Source organism: Thauera aromatica (genome assembly GCF_023093595.1).
In the GTDB taxonomy this organism is placed as follows: Bacteria; Pseudomonadota; Gammaproteobacteria; order Burkholderiales; family Rhodocyclaceae; genus Thauera; species Thauera aromatica_A.
In genome coordinates this window covers 1-13,281 of record NZ_JALLIK010000072.1, presented here as the reverse complement: position 1 = coordinate 13,281, position 13,281 = coordinate 1, and the positions used below count along the sequence as shown (strand labels likewise).

Genomic DNA, 13,281 nt, shown 5'->3' with positions numbered 1-13,281 from the left:
GGCGTGCGAGCATCGGAGCCGGTTCAGAAACGGTCTTTCCAGGCCCGCAGGGCGGTCAGGCAGGCGAGGGCGTCGGCCGGCCGGGTGCCGGTTTCGAAGGCGAGTGCATCGAGCACCGCTGGCTGTGTGCAGCGCAGGAAAGGGTTGATGGCCTTTTCCCGGCCGATCGTGCTGGGCAGGGTCGGTTCGCCGCGTGCGCGCAGAGTCTCACAGTGCAGCGCATAGGCGTCACGCGCGTCATTGTCGGGTTCGGCTGCGCGTGCGAAGGCGAGGTTGGACAAGGTATATTCGTGGGTGCAATACACCCGGGTGCCGTCTGGCAGGGCGCAGAGGCGGGCCAGCGAGGCCGCCAGTTGTGCTGGGGTGCCTTCGAACAGGCGACCGCAGCCGGCGGAAAACAGGGTGTCGCCGCAAAACAGCACTCCGCTGCTCGGGCCGGTGCCGATGAAGGCGATATGACCGGCGGTGTGGCCCGGTACCTCGATCACGCGGAACGCTGCCGCCGGGGCATCGAGGCGGATTTCGTCGCCGTCGCCGAGCGGCCGGTCCACCCCCTCGATATGCTCGGCTGCCGGGCCGTAGACCGGTACCGGGTGGCGGGCGCACAGGGCACTGACGCCGCCGACATGGTCGGGATGGTGGTGGGTGAGGAGAATCGCCGACAGGGTCAGACCGTAGCGTGCCAGCGCGTCCTGCACCGGAGCCGCGTCGCCCGGATCGACGACAAGGGCGTGACGGCCGTCGTGCAGCAGCCAGATGTAGTTATCGCGGAAAGCGGGAAGGGGGATAATGTCCATACCTGAAACCCAGTAATGGCGCGGGTTCTAGCCTCGATTTGTTTTAGACTGTCTAAAACTCGGGCCTTCGGCCTGCGTGATTTTCTTGTCGCGGAGATAACGTTCGGTCATCTTCCGGTCCGTGTGCTCAAGCAGTTTCTGCGGGTCGGCGCCCTGGGCTTCGGCCTCGGTGCCCGACATTGCACGCAGATCGTGCAGCACCACGTCGGGAATGCCGGCCGCCTCGCGCGCCTTCTTGTACTGCTGCCAGATGGTATTGTAAACGGGCGGCTTGGTGCCGAGCAGATACATTCCGGCAACGTTCTTATGCAGCGCCTTGGCGCGCTCCACTGCGGCACGCAGGTCCGGGTTCCAGCGGATCAGAACGCGTGCCGCAGTCTTCTGCTGAACGACGTAGACGCCTTCGTCCCGCAGATCGGCTCGTGCGATCTTGAGCACGTCGCCGATGCGCTGTCCGGTCAGGTAGCACAGATCGATCACTACGGCCAGCAGCGGCCCGGCCTGGGCCTTGATGGCGTCGAACTCCCACGGCTCGACCCGGCGCTCGCGCTTGGGTTGCTTCACCGTCTTGATGCCGGTGCAGGGGTTGAAGTCGACGATGCAGTCTTCCAGCGCCACATCGAACACCATCCGCAGTACGGAAAGAGTGCGGTTGCAGATGGTGGCCTGGCCGATCAGATGGCGGCGCAGCGCGGCGACGTCGCTCTGCTTGACCTGGTGCGGGGCGAAATCGGCGAATGCCTCCTGTAGGAAGCGTGCCGTCGTGCGGTACTTCTTGACCGTCGAGGGGGCCTTGTCCTTCAGGATCGAGGGTAGCGCGTCCTCGATGAGCTGCGCCATGCCGCCCATCTTCTGCTTCATCCGGCGGGCGTACTCCTCCATCGCTTCGCTGAAGTCGGCGCCGAGCCGGATCCACTTGCCGTGCTTAACGAGCCAGAACGCTCCGTGCTTCTGGTAGACGCAGCTTGGGAGATGGCGGTCGGTCTTTCTTGGTCGCATGGCAGTCCTCCTTGAATACGACAATAGATCCGTCCGGGCGCTCGCGGAACGGAATTCCGATCGCCTTCAGAACGCGCTTCTGCGCGCTTGCAATCCGCTTGTCGGTCAGCAGCTCAAGCTCCTCTTTCGATAGGATCATCTCGGTTCTCCTGAAATGAAAGCCGCCGGTCGCAGCATTTTGATCAGGTGCAGCGCCTGGCTGGTGGCGTCGCTCAGCGCATTGTGGTGGGTGCCGATGCGCTCGAAGGGTACGTGCCGCCGCTGCGCCTTGACGGTGCGGTAGCAGCGGTCGTTCCACCAGGCCCACGGTGCGGGCTGGCTGCCGCGCTGGTAGGCGCTGCGCAGGATTACGTTATCGAAGCTGGCGCCGTTGCCCCACACCTCCGCCTCGATCGTCGTCTGGCCCATCCATTCGGCGAACGACGCCAAGGCGACGGCGATGGGCAGGCCGCCGGCACGGGCGATTTCCTGGCGGGCCTCGTCGCCTTGCTGGAGCCACCAGGTGACGGTGCTGGCGTCGATCACGCCGCCGTCTTGCACGGCGGATTCGAGGTCGACGCGGTTGTAGTAGCCGGGGCCCAGCTCGCCGGCCTCAAGGTCGAAGGCGATAGCGCCGATCGCCACGATAGCGGCGTCCGGGCCGTTGCCCATGGTTTCTAGGTCCAGCATCACGTTCGTGTAGATCTTCACGCTCACGCCACTACTCCTTCCAGCAGGTCTCGGGTATTCGGGCAACGGTAGGGGGCGGGCTCGGCACTTCCTTCCTTTCCTCCGGCCGCGGCTACGCGGCCGCCGGTCTTTGCCTTTTCCTTGGGTTTTTTCGCCGCGTCAGCGGCCTGGATCTTGGGTTTCCGCAGCGACGGTTGATCGCCCGCCCGCGCAGCCTGGTTAGCGGTGGAAAGCTCCTCGAGGCGTCCGCCGGTGGCCAGGTAGTTCGCGACCCATTCGGGCTTCTTACCCCGGCCGCTCCACGTCAGCTCGGCGTTCGTCGGGTGGCGGTAGGTGACGACCGTCGCCTTGTCCTTGCGCGCGCCTCCCTCGCCTCCCGGCGGAGCCTGTTCGGGGGTGGAAGGCGATTTTTCCGGCGCAGCGGGGGGCGAGGTTTTGGCCTTCGCGGGCTTTTCGGCGATCGCTGCGGCGCGGATGGCGTCGATGTCGAGGCCGAAGCTGGCGGCGGTGTTCGCCAGCGGCGCCGGGGTGCTGATGTCGCTGCAGTAGCTGGGCACGTCCAGCGTGCCGACCAGGGCAAGGTCGAACAGGAACTGGATCAGCTGGGCGGCATTGAAGTCGTCGATCTGTGCGTTCAAGGCACGCACACGCTCGTGGTTGTCGAGCTTCTCGTCCGGGCGGATGTAGATCTTCGCCAGGCGGGTTTGCGCATCGAAGCCGGTGCGTGCCCACAGCTGGCGGGCGACCAGGGCGAGGTCTTCGGCACGCTGAAGCGCCGGGCGGGTGCTGCCGTTGAGCATCAGGCGGGTCTCGCGCCGGATGGCGTCGAAGATCGCCCGGCGGCTGGCGGCTTCCTTCTTGCGCGCCTGATCTTCCTCGATCTGGGCGGCCGATCGGTTGCCGCTCCCGACACGAAGGCCGGCAGCTTTGAGCGCGTCGTTCACGTCCTTCTTCGCTGCCGCGGCCACCAGGCGGCCGCGGCGCGCGTCCTCGATCATCACGATCGGCACGTCGGCACCCTTCAGTGCCTTGCGCGCCGTGATGTACGCATCACCATAGGTCCCTTTCTCGTCGAGCAGGACGTAGTCGCCGGCCGTGCTGCTGTAGAAGCCGTGCGGGGCGATCTTCTCGGCGGCCTTGCCGAGGATCACCTTGTGCCCGAGCGCCCGTTCCGCTTCGGCCTGCTTGAGGACGTGGTTGGCCTTCTTGTCGGCGTAGCACTGCGGGTCGGTGCATACGTCTGCATCGACATCCGGGAACAGCTCGGGGCTGTTGCCGGCGCGCTGGGGGCAGGTGGTGCAGGCGCCGGCGGTCACCAGGAGAAAGGCGTCGGCGGTCTCGAACGGCGCCTCCTTCAGCTTGAGCATGTAGCGGTTCTGGATGTGGCGGGCGGCCTCACGGTAGGGCATGGGGCCGCCGTAGCCCTCGGCGATCTCCTTCAACGCCTGCTGCTGCAGCTTGGCACCCGGGATCCGTGCGACCAGCAGCGCCCGGGAGGCGTCGAGCTTGCCCTCGCGGAAGGCCTGGCGGGCGGCTTCGCACAGCGCAGTGAGCTTGAGTCGGCCATAGATGTAGGCGCGGCTCTTGCCGACCTTCTCGGCGAGCTGGTCGGCGGTGTAGCCGTAGCTGCGCATCATCAGGTCGTAGCCCTCGGCCTCCTCGAGCTCGTTCACGCCGCGCCGCTGCAAATTCTCGATGATCTGGATCTCGAGCACCTGGCGGGTGTCGAGGTGGCGCACGAGGGCGGGGATGTCTTCCAGCTCGGTGAGCAGGGAGGCGCGGTAGCGGCGCTCGCCGGCGATGATCTCGTACAGCGGGCGTTCGTCGCGGTCGGCCGGGGTGTCGTACTCGTCCGGCCACGTGCGCACGATGATGGGCTCGATCACGCCGTGCGCGCGGATGGTGGTGGCCAGGTCCGTCAGCGCGTCCGGCTCGAAGTGCTTGCGCGGGTTGGTCGGGCTGGGGGCGAGGTGCTCCAGGCGGAGCAGCTGGAAGGGGTTGAGCTGGCTCATGCTGCGTTTTCCGTCAGGCCTTGCTGTTCGGCCTCGTTGACGATCAACTGCGTCTTCACCACGCTGCCGACCTCGTGGAGGTCCATGCGGCGGTAGGCGCGCTTGCACTGGTCGGCGACGGCTTGTGCCTGGGCGACCAGCTCGGGGGGGATGGGCGTGCTGTAGCGCAGGCGGGCAACGATCTTGCGTACCGGGTCGAGGTCGAGCTGCAATCGGTGGCGTGCGTCCAGCCGCTCCCACAGGGCGATCCAGCCCTCGAGTGCGGCGGGGATCTCGTACCACACGCCGTCCTGCGGGTTCAGGAACACCGCCGCGCCCTGGATCTCGTGGATCCAGCCCTCGGCCAGGCGCGCGAGCATGGCGTCGACCGGGCCGAAGGCCTTCATCATGTCGACGAAGGTTGGGCGCGCGAAGCAGACGCGGCGCGGTTTCATGCCGCTACCCGTTCCAAGTACCAGCGCGCCTTCGCCAGATCGACCGCGGCGTCGCCTTTTCTGCCAGCACGGAAGGTGTACTTGATCGCGTTGCCCCGGCAGTAGGCGGCAAAGCCTTCGCCGCCGAGTGCGGCCTCGATGGCCTCGATGCACTCGACCTTGCCCTGGTAGTGCGGCGGGTGATTGACCATGTCGGCGCCGCCGGCATCGAGCTGGCCGCGCAGGTCAATGATCGTCTTCGCCTGCTCGACAAGCTCGTCGTCGTGCCGGTCGATCACCTGCGCCGCGGCGCGGGCGATTTCGCTCTCGCTCATGTCGCTCGGGTCGATCTCGCCGCCGATGCGTTCGGCGAGCAACTCGCGGATCACGGCGAGCTCCAGGTGCGCGTCGCGCAGGTCATCCTTCAGCTTGCCGATTGCCATGAGGACATCGCCGACGCCATCTTCGCCGAAGACGTCCATCATGGTCTTTTCCCACTCAATGCAGGCCCGCTTGTGCGCCTCGCCGAGGTCGTGGATGGCGCGGATGTGTTCGGCCAGCTCGCCCAGCATGATCTGCCCGCTGTCGCCGATCGCCGCGCGGATGTCGGCGAGCACGCCCAGCAGGTGGAATTCCTTGGCCGGGGCCGCAGGCTGGCTGAAAGCCACGTCGTTGGGGTCGTACTGCAGCGGAGGCGCTGTGGGTTGCTCGGGCGTTGCCGCCGGTTCGTCCTCCGCCACCGCGGCCACCGGTTGCACGGTGGGTTGCGGGGTGGGTTCGGGGCGGACGGCCGCGCCCTCGGCGGAGTGCGATGTGGGCACCGATGCGCGGCTGCCGGTGTTTTTACCCACCTCCGGCTGGGGTTCGGTGGCGGCGAGCCAGTACCACAGCTCGTTCTTGCCCTTTTTCTTGGCGCATTCGATCAGGGCGTCGGTGCGCATCTTGTTCAGCTCGGTGATGACGCGGCTGGGAAAGTCGCGCTCGGTGGTCGACGCGGCGATCTGCTTCAGCGTGGCTTCGTCGTGCGTCTTCAGGAAGGCGACGATCTGCTCGCGCAGCGGCGCGGGCTTCTTGCGGGTGCTCATGCGGTGGGCTCCGGGACGGGTTGGCACAGGGTCAGTTCGGCGGCTGCGAGGCCGGCAAGGAAGATGGCGTCGATCACATGCGTGTCGTCGGCGCCGGGGTGGCGGTCGCGGTAGGCGGCGATCAGTAGCTCCAGGCGCACGGCTTCGGCCGGGGTGATGCACACCGTCACCGGGATGCGCTCGTCGTCGTCGGAGAGCGAATCGTGCATGCTCATTGCTGCGCCTCATCCAGCTTCACGGATTCAAGGAACTGCGCCAGCGCGTAGACGCACGGCAGGATCAGGTCGCGGCAAATAGCGTCATGCGCGTCCTTGCCGCCTTCGGCCTGGTCGATGTTCTGCGCGTAGAGCTTCAGTGCGCCGATGCGCTCGCTTACCAGCATGTCGAGCCGGTCGAAGTCGATCCGCTTCACGGTTTCAATGTTCTTGTGCGTCATATCTGCTCCTTGAAAAACCGCTCAACACGGCGGACAACTCGGACGGTGCCTGCATCGGCCCTGCAGGCATGGGCATGTCGAGAGGAGGGCGGGCGCTCATGCGCCGGCGCGCTCGATCAGCGCCATCAGCTCGGGTAACCAGATCAGCGCCCCGGCGAAGGCGAAGAACACCGCGCCGCCGATCACCGCGTCGATGATTTCGGCCCGCTCGGCCTCGTCGGCGAAGGGCACCCCCTGCTGCTCATGGGGGGAGTGGCGCAGAAACTTCAGGTCGCGTTCGCATTGCCGTGCAAGGCGATCGAGCGCGCGTTGGTCTAGGGTTGGGGTCATTGCGCCGCCTCCTTGGGTCCGGTCAGTTCACGGCTGTTCATGCCAGGCGCCGCCTGCATCGTCGCCTCGATGATTGCGTCCATGAGCTTGGCCAGCACGACCGCCTCGGGGTTGAACGTGTCGCCCGGCCGCCACTTCTGCCGGGTGAGCAGATCGGCGGCGGCCTGGGCGGCGTCGAGCAGCTGTGGCGCGGCGGCGATCAGCGCCAGGTTGGCGTCGGCCTCCTGGCGCACGGCATGGAAGTCCGAGGCGACGAAACCCCAGCCGATGTGCTCGGATTCGAGGATGGTGTGCACTGCGTGCTGGTCGGGGTCGGGGTTGGCCGGGCGCAGGCTGAAGCCGTCCCAGTGCCAGGGGCCGGGGGTGTGGGTGGGGGCGTCCATGTCAGGACTCGCTCTTGATTCGCGCGAGCAGCTCGCGGGCGTTGGCAAAAGCACGCTGTTCGTCGCGCGTCAGCTTTGCGTGCTCGATAACTTGGTCCGCGATCTCCAGAACGCCATCAAGCGAAGCCAGCAGCGCGTCGCGCTCCGCCGGCGGAGCGGCTTTCGCGGGGCCGGCGACGAGCAGGTCGCCGTCTTGCGTGATGCCGATCCCGCCGCCCGCCTCCCACAGCTCCTGTTGCAGGTTCTCGGCATGGCGCTGCCACGACGCGGCGGACTCCCATGCGCGATCCCGCTCCTCCTTCGCGCGCTCGGCCTCGTCCAGGGCGCGATCAAGCCGCTCCTGCAATTCGGCCGCGAGCCGGCGCAGGTGGTCGAGTTCCCAGCGCTCGAGGCGGCGGCGCAGGTTTTGGACGGTGCGGTCTGGCGCGGTGATCGGGGCAGACGTTTGCATGCTGGGCTCCGGTGCTAAAGTGCCCGCTCCTATGTCAATGGAGTGAGCGGAATGGACATCAAGACGCTTGAGCATCACCACAACGCGCTGTTGTCGTTCGTGAATTGCCTCGTCATTGCGCTGGCGTCCGAGTCACCGCAGGTGGTGTGGAAGGCGCTTGCGCAGATGCGCGAGGCACTCGACGAGACGCCCGAGATCCCGCCCCTGCAACGCAAGGTGATGGAGCGGCTGTGCCAGGGCTTCACCGACGTGATGACCGATCAATCGCGGGGCGGCTGAAGGGGCTCGTTGGTCGTGCCGATGAACACCGCTGCACGGGGAGGCCAGCGGCGCTCCTCGCCGGCGGGGGACGTGCCCCACCCGAAATCCGGCCCCGGCCCGCGTTCGGCCTGCTTTGCATAAGGCGGGCGGTGCTCAAGCGGGATGCGCAGGGCGGTCAGCAGGGCGTCGAACCCTGCCTGGGTGTGCACGGTGATCGTGAGGTCGCCGCCGCCGCCCTCGATCCCGAGCACCAGGGCGCCGTCATGCGGGATGTCGGCGCCCTCGATCGTGGGGGCGCCGTTCAGGGCGCGGTCGTCCAGGCAGTGGGTGCAGTTGAGGCGCGTCGTCAGCGCGGCCGAGAAGAGCGTCTTGCCAGTGCCCTGGGGGGCGAGCAGGACGATGGTCGGGCGGCCCGGGATACGGGAAATGGGGGTGGGTGCAGACGTTTGCATGGCGATTCCCTGTGGGTGGCTGACGTGGCGAAGTATCGATACGTCGATATTAATTGTCAATCGGTAAGCCGATATTTTGATGATCGATGGCTCGCCCGTTTGTCCGTTCAATGGAAAATTGGTTGGTAAGTCATCAAAAAAATTGGTAAATTGCGCGGCGTTACTTACCACTCAGCGGAGCCCGCGTGTCCGACAAACTCCCCCGAAAGCTGCTGAGCAAGGCCGAATGGATCGCGCTGTTTCGCGACGGCCTGCATGGCGGCGCCGACGCGTTCGCCCGCCACGTGCGCAAGCTGGCGGGCCGGCTGGGCGAGGCCGACCCCGAGATGGTGGCCGCACTCATTGCCGAGCTGGGCCGCAACCCGGCGCTGCGCTCGGCCTTTGCGCCGAACCCGGTCGATGCCGACAGCCGCCTCAAGCTGCTGCGCGAAACGTGGCCCGTGGTGCTGCCGGTCCAGCCCGTGTGGGCGCCGGGTGTGGCCGATGCGCTCGCGCACGTGGTTGCCGAATGGCAGGGCGCGGCAAAACTGCGCGAAGCCGGGCTGTCGCCCACCCGCAGCGTGCTGATTTCCGGCCCGCCGGGCGTCGGCAAGACCTTGGCCGCATCGTGGCTCGCCATGGAGTTGAACGTGCCGCTCTTCACGCTCGATCTGGCCACCGTGATGAACAGCTTTCTTGGCAAGACGGGGCAGAACCTGCGCCTGGCGCTCAACCACGCCATGGCAACCCCCAGCGTGCTGCTGCTCGACGAATTCGACGCTATCGCCAAGCGCAGGGACGACGACTCCGACGTCGGCGAACTCAAGCGCCTGGTCAATGTGCTGCTACAGGCGGTCGATGGCTGGGGCGGCGAGTCCTTGCTGGTGGCCGCCACCAACCACCCCGACCTGCTCGACCCCGCCGTGTGGCGCCGGTTCGACCTTGCGGTCTCGATGGACATGCCCGAGCCGGCGATGACCGCACGCTTTCTGGCCGGGCACGGGCTGGCGGGACGGGATCTTGACTACGCGCAGCGGCTCGTCGAAGGGGCCTCGTTCGCGCATGTCGAGCGCTGGCTGCGCATGGCGCGCAAGGAATCGCTTCTTCGCGGCACGCCCTTGCTGCAAGCAATGGTTGGCGCTGTTGCACGCGATCGACATAATATGCCGGAAGGAAAGATGTCGCGCGACTTGAAGATCCTGGCGCTGCATCGCGAGGGCAAGTCCGCGCGCGAGATCGGGCGCGAGGTGGGGGTGTCGCATCCCACTGTCCAGAGCGTGCTGCGCCGCATGAGGGAAGAAAATGGCCAAGAATAACCTTCTGCTGGGCAACGGTCAGGCGCTCGTGGGGCCGACCTCGTGGCCGTCCGCCGCGCGGCCCAAGGCGGCGGTGTACTCGATTGACGAGGCACGTGCGCATCTTCACCCGCAGCTCGAACTCTTCGCCCGGCAGGCCGCGAGCGTGCCCGCCGCTGCGGCGCCGCGCGGCGAAATGGCCGGCAGGGTGCTGGTGCACCCGGAATACCTGGCCAAGTCTCACTTTCCGGCCGGCGTGTTGCGCTCGGCCGGGCTGCGTATGCTCGGCACGCGCAGCCGCATGGTCACGCCGCGCTGCCGCTTGCGTAAGCGCAAGCCCGACGAACCGATGTTCACCGCCGAACTCCTGGTGGCCGGCGCCGCTGCCGCCTTCGAGATTCTCGACCAGCTGCTGATGGATTCCGACGCCGCCGGCGTGCAGCGCGACCTGTCGCGCATCGAAGACATCGCCATGATGTCGGCCCCCGACCGCATCCGTTCGATTCGGCCCCTGAAGGACGGCACCGCGCTGCTCGAAGCGGTACTGCACGCGAACAAGGACGATCGCGACATTGTCGAGGCCTTCGCAAAGTGGGCCGGGCTGTGCAACGGCGAGGCCGACCTGGACCGGGCGCTCAGTGTCGAGGGGCTGACCTTCCTGCCCGTGCGTGTTGCGGCCGAAGGCGTATGGACGCTCGGGCAGTTTTCGCATGTGCGGGTGCTGCGTTCGGTGGCCACGCTGCGCAGCCACGAAGGCAGCCTGCGCGCGGTGGAAGCCGCCACGGCGCTGCCGCGCGACAGCGTGGCGCCAGTTACGGACGCGTTCCGTGTGGCGGTGTTCGATGGCGGGCTGGGTGTCGGCGTGCCGGGGGTGCAGGAACACACCTGGCCCCATACGCTGAAGACCAGCGTGGACTACCTGGACCACGGCGCGGCTGTTACTTCGGCGTTCATGTTCGGCCCGGTGTTGCCGGGGCAGGTGGCCTTGCCGCAGGTGTATGCGCCCGTCGACCACTACCGTGTGGCCACGCCGCACGACGAGCGCGACCCCGAAATGTTCGATGCGGTGTGCCGCATCTGCGAAGTACTCGACCGGGGCGAGCACGGTTTCGTCAACATCAGCCTGGCGCCGTCGGCGACGCTCGACGACGACGACGTGCACCTGTGGACCAGCGCGCTTGAACCGCGCCTGGCCAGCGGGCGCGTCATGGCGGTGGTCGCGGCGGGTAATTCCGGCGAACTCGACTACCCGGAAAGCCGCATTCAGGTGCCGGCCGACATGGTCAACGGCGTTGCCGTCGGCTCGGCGGCAGCGCCGAGCGGGGTCGTGACGCGGGCTTCGCACAGTTGCGTCGGCCCGGGTCGCTCACCCGGGCTCGTCAAGCCCGATGGGATTGCCTGGGGCGATGCAGTGCCGCTCTACAACCTGCGCAGCGGCGGCCTGGCGCAGTGCAAGGGCAGCAGCTTTGCCGCGCCGCTCGTCCTGCGCGCGGCGGCCGGGGCGGCCGCGCTGGCCGACGGAGTGACGCCTGCCACCGCGCGCGCGCTGCTGATCCACACCACCGAGCGCGCGAGCAAAGCCACGCAGGCCGAAATCGGGCATGGGCGTTTCAGTCTCGACCCGCTCGACCTCGTCACCTGCGGCGACCGCGAGGCCATGGTGGTGTATGAAGGCCAGCTTGAGCCGGGCCGCCCGGTCGGCGCGGCGCTGCCGTGGCCGAGCGGCGACGTGTTCGGCCGTGTTCGCGTGCGCGCGACGCTGGTGTTTCACACCGGCGTCGATGTGGCGCACCCCATCAACTACACACGGGCCGGCATCGAGGCCCGCCTGCGCCGTTCGCCCGGCGGGCAGACGGTGTCGTTCTTCAGCAAGTCCAAGCTCTACGGCCAGAGCGAGCAGGAGATGCGGGCCGACGCCCACAAGTGGGAAACGGTGCTGTCGAAGGAAATCGGGCTCAACGCCGACACCCTTGACGACCCCATGTTGGAACTCGTCTATCGCGCCCGTGACGAAGGCTTGCCCATCAGCGCGGCGAAACTGGAACCCTTGCCCTACGTGCTGGTGGTTACCGTGGCGGCGATCGCCGAGCCGGACTTCTACGACCGCGTGCGCCAGCGCTACCCGGTGCTGGTACCGGTGCGGCTGCGTGCAGGCGTGGTGCTGCCTACGTGAGGGTAATTGGCCGGAAGTAGCCCTTGATGCAGTCCGTGCTGCGCACGCAAAGCTGGATATGGTTCTCGCTGCGGAAGCCGGCGCCTGCATACACCGGCTCGCCCTCAAGGAAGGGGGCGCGGATGGAATCGAAGGCGTCGTCTTCGTTACCTTCATCGCGTTCCTTGCGGTACTCGTGCAGGTAGTTCATGACGGCGCAGTCGAGCAGCCTGCCGGCCTTGTCCGGCGTGTCTCCGACGTTTTTTGGCGGCGCTGCGCCCGCCTTCGCCAGGGTCTTGAGAAGCTCTGCGTGAGCGTCTCGAACTTCGCGCAGGCCGGCGCTATCGAAGAGATCAAGGCAGTGGCGCAGGTCGATGATCGCGCCGATTACGAAAGGGGTGGCAATTTTCTCCTCCGCCTTGCGGTGCTCGGCCCATTCCATTGCCCGCGCCGGATTCCCTTCCCAGAAGTAGATGCCGCTGCCCAGCCAGTCGTACTTCTTTTCGGACCACTTGAGATGCTTTTCATCGCCGCGAAGGATGGCTTCGCCGACTTCCTTGTCGCAGCCATGAAAGCCCAGGATGAAGCTGGGCTGATATTCGTAGGTCGACCAGACGCGGCGCATCAGGCGCGGTAGGGTTCGGCCAGTTCGCCGGTTTCGTCGAGAATGCCGGCGCGCTGGAGAAAGGCAACCGCCGACGCTTTGCTCTTGCGGATCTCCTTGCCGAATTCCTTCATGTCGGCGCTGCGCTCTTCGGGCGTCATGATCCGCACCAGCTTGCCGCGCAGCGGGGAACTGGTCTTGGCGGCCTTGTCAGGGTGATTGTCAGTGGTCGGCATGGTGCACCTCCTGGATGCATGCATTCTATCGCGATCCCGATGCGCAGGGGGCTATTCCCCTCGGATGGCCTTCAACCATTCCACCTGTAGTTGGAGTTCCTGCGCCAGTCTGCGTTCGGTTTCGACGTCGGGCGGGTGGGCTTCGAGCTCCGCGGCAAGGGCGTCGAGCGCTGATTTCGCGGCGGCGCCATTGCCCGTGGCTCGCAGCGGGCTGCGAGCGCGGCCACGGGTGGTTGGCAGCGGTGGTGCGGTGGGGGCGGCGTCGGGCGGCTCGCCTTGGGCCGAGGCAAAAGGATCGGGGCCCTTGCCATCGGATAGCCAGATTGCCGGGACGTCAACCGCAGCCGCAAGTTTCGGCGTGAAGGTGGACGTCGGCACATGGTCATTCTCGATGTCCGATAAGTTTCCTTGGGACATCCCAACCATTTTTGCAAGCTGGACCTGCGAAAGCTTGGCCCTTCTTCTCGCTAACCGTAACCGACTGCCGAATGTATCCATATCGACATTCTGATATTCATCGCAATCGATGTGTCGATTGACAGAATATCGATTAATCGATAGCCTGTTCTTCACCATGGACTGGAAATCACTCATCCTCGACCTCAAGCACGCGGGTGTGTTGGCGCCGGTCCAATACTGACCAGGTGTTCCGTTTGAATTCTGACCAGGGACGATAGCCGCCTGTCATTACGGCGACTGTGGATAAGTGTAGCGGTTTTTAGGGTGA

General features: G+C 66.5%; 19 protein-coding genes. 3 read left to right on the top strand and 16 right to left on the bottom strand.

Annotated features, from left to right (window positions below; all coding sequences use genetic code 11):
• Nucleotides 1–23: 23 nt before the first annotated feature.
• From gloB to MXC99_RS01940, 12 genes are all read right to left on the bottom strand, one after another.
• Complete coding sequence (gloB, locus tag MXC99_RS01990; RefSeq protein ID WP_247723945.1) at nucleotides 24–797, bottom strand: hydroxyacylglutathione hydrolase; 774 nt, start codon at nucleotides 795–797, stop codon at nucleotides 24–26.
• 27 nt (nucleotides 798–824) lie between these two features.
• Entirely contained in the window at nucleotides 825–1,796 is a 972-nt protein-coding gene (locus MXC99_RS01985; RefSeq protein WP_247723944.1) for a tyrosine-type recombinase/integrase, read from the bottom strand.
• On the bottom strand, nucleotides 1,723–1,935 hold the full coding sequence (locus tag MXC99_RS17040) for a DUF4224 domain-containing protein (RefSeq protein ID WP_432654219.1): 213 nt from the start codon (nucleotides 1,933–1,935) through the stop codon (nucleotides 1,723–1,725). Before MXC99_RS17040 ends, MXC99_RS01985 begins: the two co-directional genes overlap by 74 nt.
• Nucleotides 1,932–2,492, bottom strand: a complete 561-nt coding sequence (locus MXC99_RS01980) for a 3'-5' exonuclease (protein ID WP_247723943.1) — start codon at nucleotides 2,490–2,492, stop codon at nucleotides 1,932–1,934. The genes MXC99_RS17040 and MXC99_RS01980 overlap by 4 nt, the downstream gene beginning before the upstream one ends.
• Complete coding sequence (locus MXC99_RS01975) at nucleotides 2,489–4,477, bottom strand: ParB/RepB/Spo0J family partition protein (protein ID WP_247723942.1); 1,989 nt, start codon at nucleotides 4,475–4,477, stop codon at nucleotides 2,489–2,491. Before MXC99_RS01975 ends, MXC99_RS01980 begins: the two co-directional genes overlap by 4 nt.
• Nucleotides 4,474–4,911: a hypothetical protein gene (locus MXC99_RS01970; protein WP_247723941.1), complete on the bottom strand. Its 438-nt coding sequence runs from the start codon at nucleotides 4,909–4,911 to the stop codon at nucleotides 4,474–4,476. Before MXC99_RS01970 ends, MXC99_RS01975 begins: the two co-directional genes overlap by 4 nt.
• On the bottom strand, nucleotides 4,908–5,975 hold the full coding sequence (locus tag MXC99_RS01965; protein ID WP_247723940.1) for a DUF3310 domain-containing protein: 1,068 nt from the start codon (nucleotides 5,973–5,975) through the stop codon (nucleotides 4,908–4,910). Before MXC99_RS01965 ends, MXC99_RS01970 begins: the two co-directional genes overlap by 4 nt.
• Nucleotides 5,972–6,190 (bottom strand): hypothetical protein, encoded by a 219-nt coding sequence (locus tag MXC99_RS01960; protein WP_247723939.1) that lies wholly within the window; start codon nucleotides 6,188–6,190, stop codon nucleotides 5,972–5,974. The genes MXC99_RS01965 and MXC99_RS01960 overlap by 4 nt, the downstream gene beginning before the upstream one ends.
• A complete protein-coding gene (locus tag MXC99_RS01955; protein ID WP_247723938.1) occupies nucleotides 6,187–6,411 on the bottom strand; it encodes a hypothetical protein in 225 nt (74 codons plus the stop codon). Before MXC99_RS01955 ends, MXC99_RS01960 begins: the two co-directional genes overlap by 4 nt.
• A gap of 96 nt (nucleotides 6,412–6,507) precedes the next feature.
• Nucleotides 6,508–6,741, bottom strand: coding sequence for a hypothetical protein (locus MXC99_RS01950; RefSeq protein WP_247723937.1), 234 nt, complete (start codon nucleotides 6,739–6,741; stop codon nucleotides 6,508–6,510).
• On the bottom strand, nucleotides 6,738–7,124 hold the full coding sequence (locus MXC99_RS01945) for a hypothetical protein (RefSeq protein ID WP_247723936.1): 387 nt from the start codon (nucleotides 7,122–7,124) through the stop codon (nucleotides 6,738–6,740). The genes MXC99_RS01950 and MXC99_RS01945 overlap by 4 nt, the downstream gene beginning before the upstream one ends.
• A gap of 1 nt (nucleotide 7,125) precedes the next feature.
• Nucleotides 7,126–7,575 carry a hypothetical protein gene (locus MXC99_RS01940; RefSeq protein ID WP_247723935.1) on the bottom strand — a complete coding sequence of 150 codons (450 nt, stop codon included), beginning with the start codon at nucleotides 7,573–7,575 and terminating at the stop codon, nucleotides 7,126–7,128.
• A 51-nt stretch (nucleotides 7,576–7,626) separates the two neighbouring features.
• Between MXC99_RS01940 and MXC99_RS01935 the strand changes: the two genes are divergently transcribed.
• On the top strand, nucleotides 7,627–7,854 hold the full coding sequence (locus MXC99_RS01935) for a hypothetical protein (protein WP_247723934.1): 228 nt from the start codon (nucleotides 7,627–7,629) through the stop codon (nucleotides 7,852–7,854).
• Here the strand turns inward: MXC99_RS01935 and MXC99_RS01930 are convergent.
• On the bottom strand, nucleotides 7,836–8,288 hold the full coding sequence (locus MXC99_RS01930; protein WP_247723933.1) for a hypothetical protein: 453 nt from the start codon (nucleotides 8,286–8,288) through the stop codon (nucleotides 7,836–7,838). The genes MXC99_RS01935 and MXC99_RS01930 overlap by 19 nt on opposite strands.
• A gap of 185 nt (nucleotides 8,289–8,473) precedes the next feature.
• Between MXC99_RS01930 and MXC99_RS01925 the strand changes: the two genes are divergently transcribed.
• Together MXC99_RS01925 and MXC99_RS01920 are read left to right on the top strand one after the other, a co-directional pair.
• Entirely contained in the window at nucleotides 8,474–9,583 is a 1,110-nt protein-coding gene (locus MXC99_RS01925; RefSeq protein WP_247723932.1) for an AAA family ATPase, read from the top strand.
• On the top strand, nucleotides 9,570–11,735 hold the full coding sequence (locus MXC99_RS01920) for a S8 family serine peptidase (protein WP_247723931.1): 2,166 nt from the start codon (nucleotides 9,570–9,572) through the stop codon (nucleotides 11,733–11,735). Before MXC99_RS01925 ends, MXC99_RS01920 begins: the two co-directional genes overlap by 14 nt.
• Here MXC99_RS01920 and MXC99_RS01915 read toward each other — a convergent pair.
• From MXC99_RS01915 to MXC99_RS01905, 3 genes are read right to left on the bottom strand one after another with little or no spacing between them, the layout of a single operon-like run.
• Nucleotides 11,728–12,339, bottom strand: coding sequence for a hypothetical protein (locus MXC99_RS01915; protein WP_247723930.1), 612 nt, complete (start codon nucleotides 12,337–12,339; stop codon nucleotides 11,728–11,730). The genes MXC99_RS01920 and MXC99_RS01915 overlap by 8 nt on opposite strands.
• Complete coding sequence (locus tag MXC99_RS01910; RefSeq protein ID WP_247723929.1) at nucleotides 12,339–12,554, bottom strand: hypothetical protein; 216 nt, start codon at nucleotides 12,552–12,554, stop codon at nucleotides 12,339–12,341. The genes MXC99_RS01915 and MXC99_RS01910 overlap by 1 nt, the downstream gene beginning before the upstream one ends.
• A gap of 51 nt (nucleotides 12,555–12,605) precedes the next feature.
• Nucleotides 12,606–13,148 (bottom strand): helix-turn-helix domain-containing protein, encoded by a 543-nt coding sequence (locus MXC99_RS01905; RefSeq protein ID WP_247723928.1) that lies wholly within the window; start codon nucleotides 13,146–13,148, stop codon nucleotides 12,606–12,608.
• Nucleotides 13,149–13,281: the final 133 nt, after the last annotated feature.

What these genes read in the sequence shown, in the direction of transcription:
- MXC99_RS01905 (WP_247723928.1), bottom strand. Translation starts at nt 13,148, where the DNA reads ATGAGTGATTTCCAGTCCATGGTGAAGAACAGGCTATCGATTAATCGA.
- MXC99_RS01970 (WP_247723941.1), bottom strand. Translation starts at nt 4,911, where the DNA reads ATGAAACCGCGCCGCGTCTGCTTCGCGCGCCCAACCTTCGTCGACATG.
- MXC99_RS01960 (WP_247723939.1), bottom strand. Translation starts at nt 6,190, where the DNA reads ATGAGCATGCACGATTCGCTCTCCGACGACGACGAGCGCATCCCGGTG.
- MXC99_RS17040 (WP_432654219.1), bottom strand. Translation starts at nt 1,935, where the DNA reads ATGATCCTATCGAAAGAGGAGCTTGAGCTGCTGACCGACAAGCGGATT.
- MXC99_RS01965 (WP_247723940.1), bottom strand. Translation starts at nt 5,975, where the DNA reads ATGAGCACCCGCAAGAAGCCCGCGCCGCTGCGCGAGCAGATCGTCGCC.
- MXC99_RS01920 (WP_247723931.1), top strand. Translation starts at nt 9,570, where the DNA reads ATGGCCAAGAATAACCTTCTGCTGGGCAACGGTCAGGCGCTCGTGGGG.
- MXC99_RS01915 (WP_247723930.1), bottom strand. Translation starts at nt 12,339, where the DNA reads ATGCGCCGCGTCTGGTCGACCTACGAATATCAGCCCAGCTTCATCCTG.
- MXC99_RS01985 (WP_247723944.1), bottom strand. Translation starts at nt 1,796, where the DNA reads ATGCGACCAAGAAAGACCGACCGCCATCTCCCAAGCTGCGTCTACCAG.
- MXC99_RS01940 (WP_247723935.1), bottom strand. Translation starts at nt 7,575, where the DNA reads ATGCAAACGTCTGCCCCGATCACCGCGCCAGACCGCACCGTCCAAAAC.
- MXC99_RS01955 (WP_247723938.1), bottom strand. Translation starts at nt 6,411, where the DNA reads ATGACGCACAAGAACATTGAAACCGTGAAGCGGATCGACTTCGACCGG.
- MXC99_RS01910 (WP_247723929.1), bottom strand. Translation starts at nt 12,554, where the DNA reads ATGCCGACCACTGACAATCACCCTGACAAGGCCGCCAAGACCAGTTCC.
- MXC99_RS01945 (WP_247723936.1), bottom strand. Translation starts at nt 7,124, where the DNA reads ATGGACGCCCCCACCCACACCCCCGGCCCCTGGCACTGGGACGGCTTC.
- gloB (WP_247723945.1), bottom strand. Translation starts at nt 797, where the DNA reads ATGGACATTATCCCCCTTCCCGCTTTCCGCGATAACTACATCTGGCTG.
- MXC99_RS01950 (WP_247723937.1), bottom strand. Translation starts at nt 6,741, where the DNA reads ATGACCCCAACCCTAGACCAACGCGCGCTCGATCGCCTTGCACGGCAA.
- MXC99_RS01975 (WP_247723942.1), bottom strand. Translation starts at nt 4,477, where the DNA reads ATGAGCCAGCTCAACCCCTTCCAGCTGCTCCGCCTGGAGCACCTCGCC.
- MXC99_RS01935 (WP_247723934.1), top strand. Translation starts at nt 7,627, where the DNA reads ATGGACATCAAGACGCTTGAGCATCACCACAACGCGCTGTTGTCGTTC.
- MXC99_RS01930 (WP_247723933.1), bottom strand. Translation starts at nt 8,288, where the DNA reads ATGCAAACGTCTGCACCCACCCCCATTTCCCGTATCCCGGGCCGCCCG.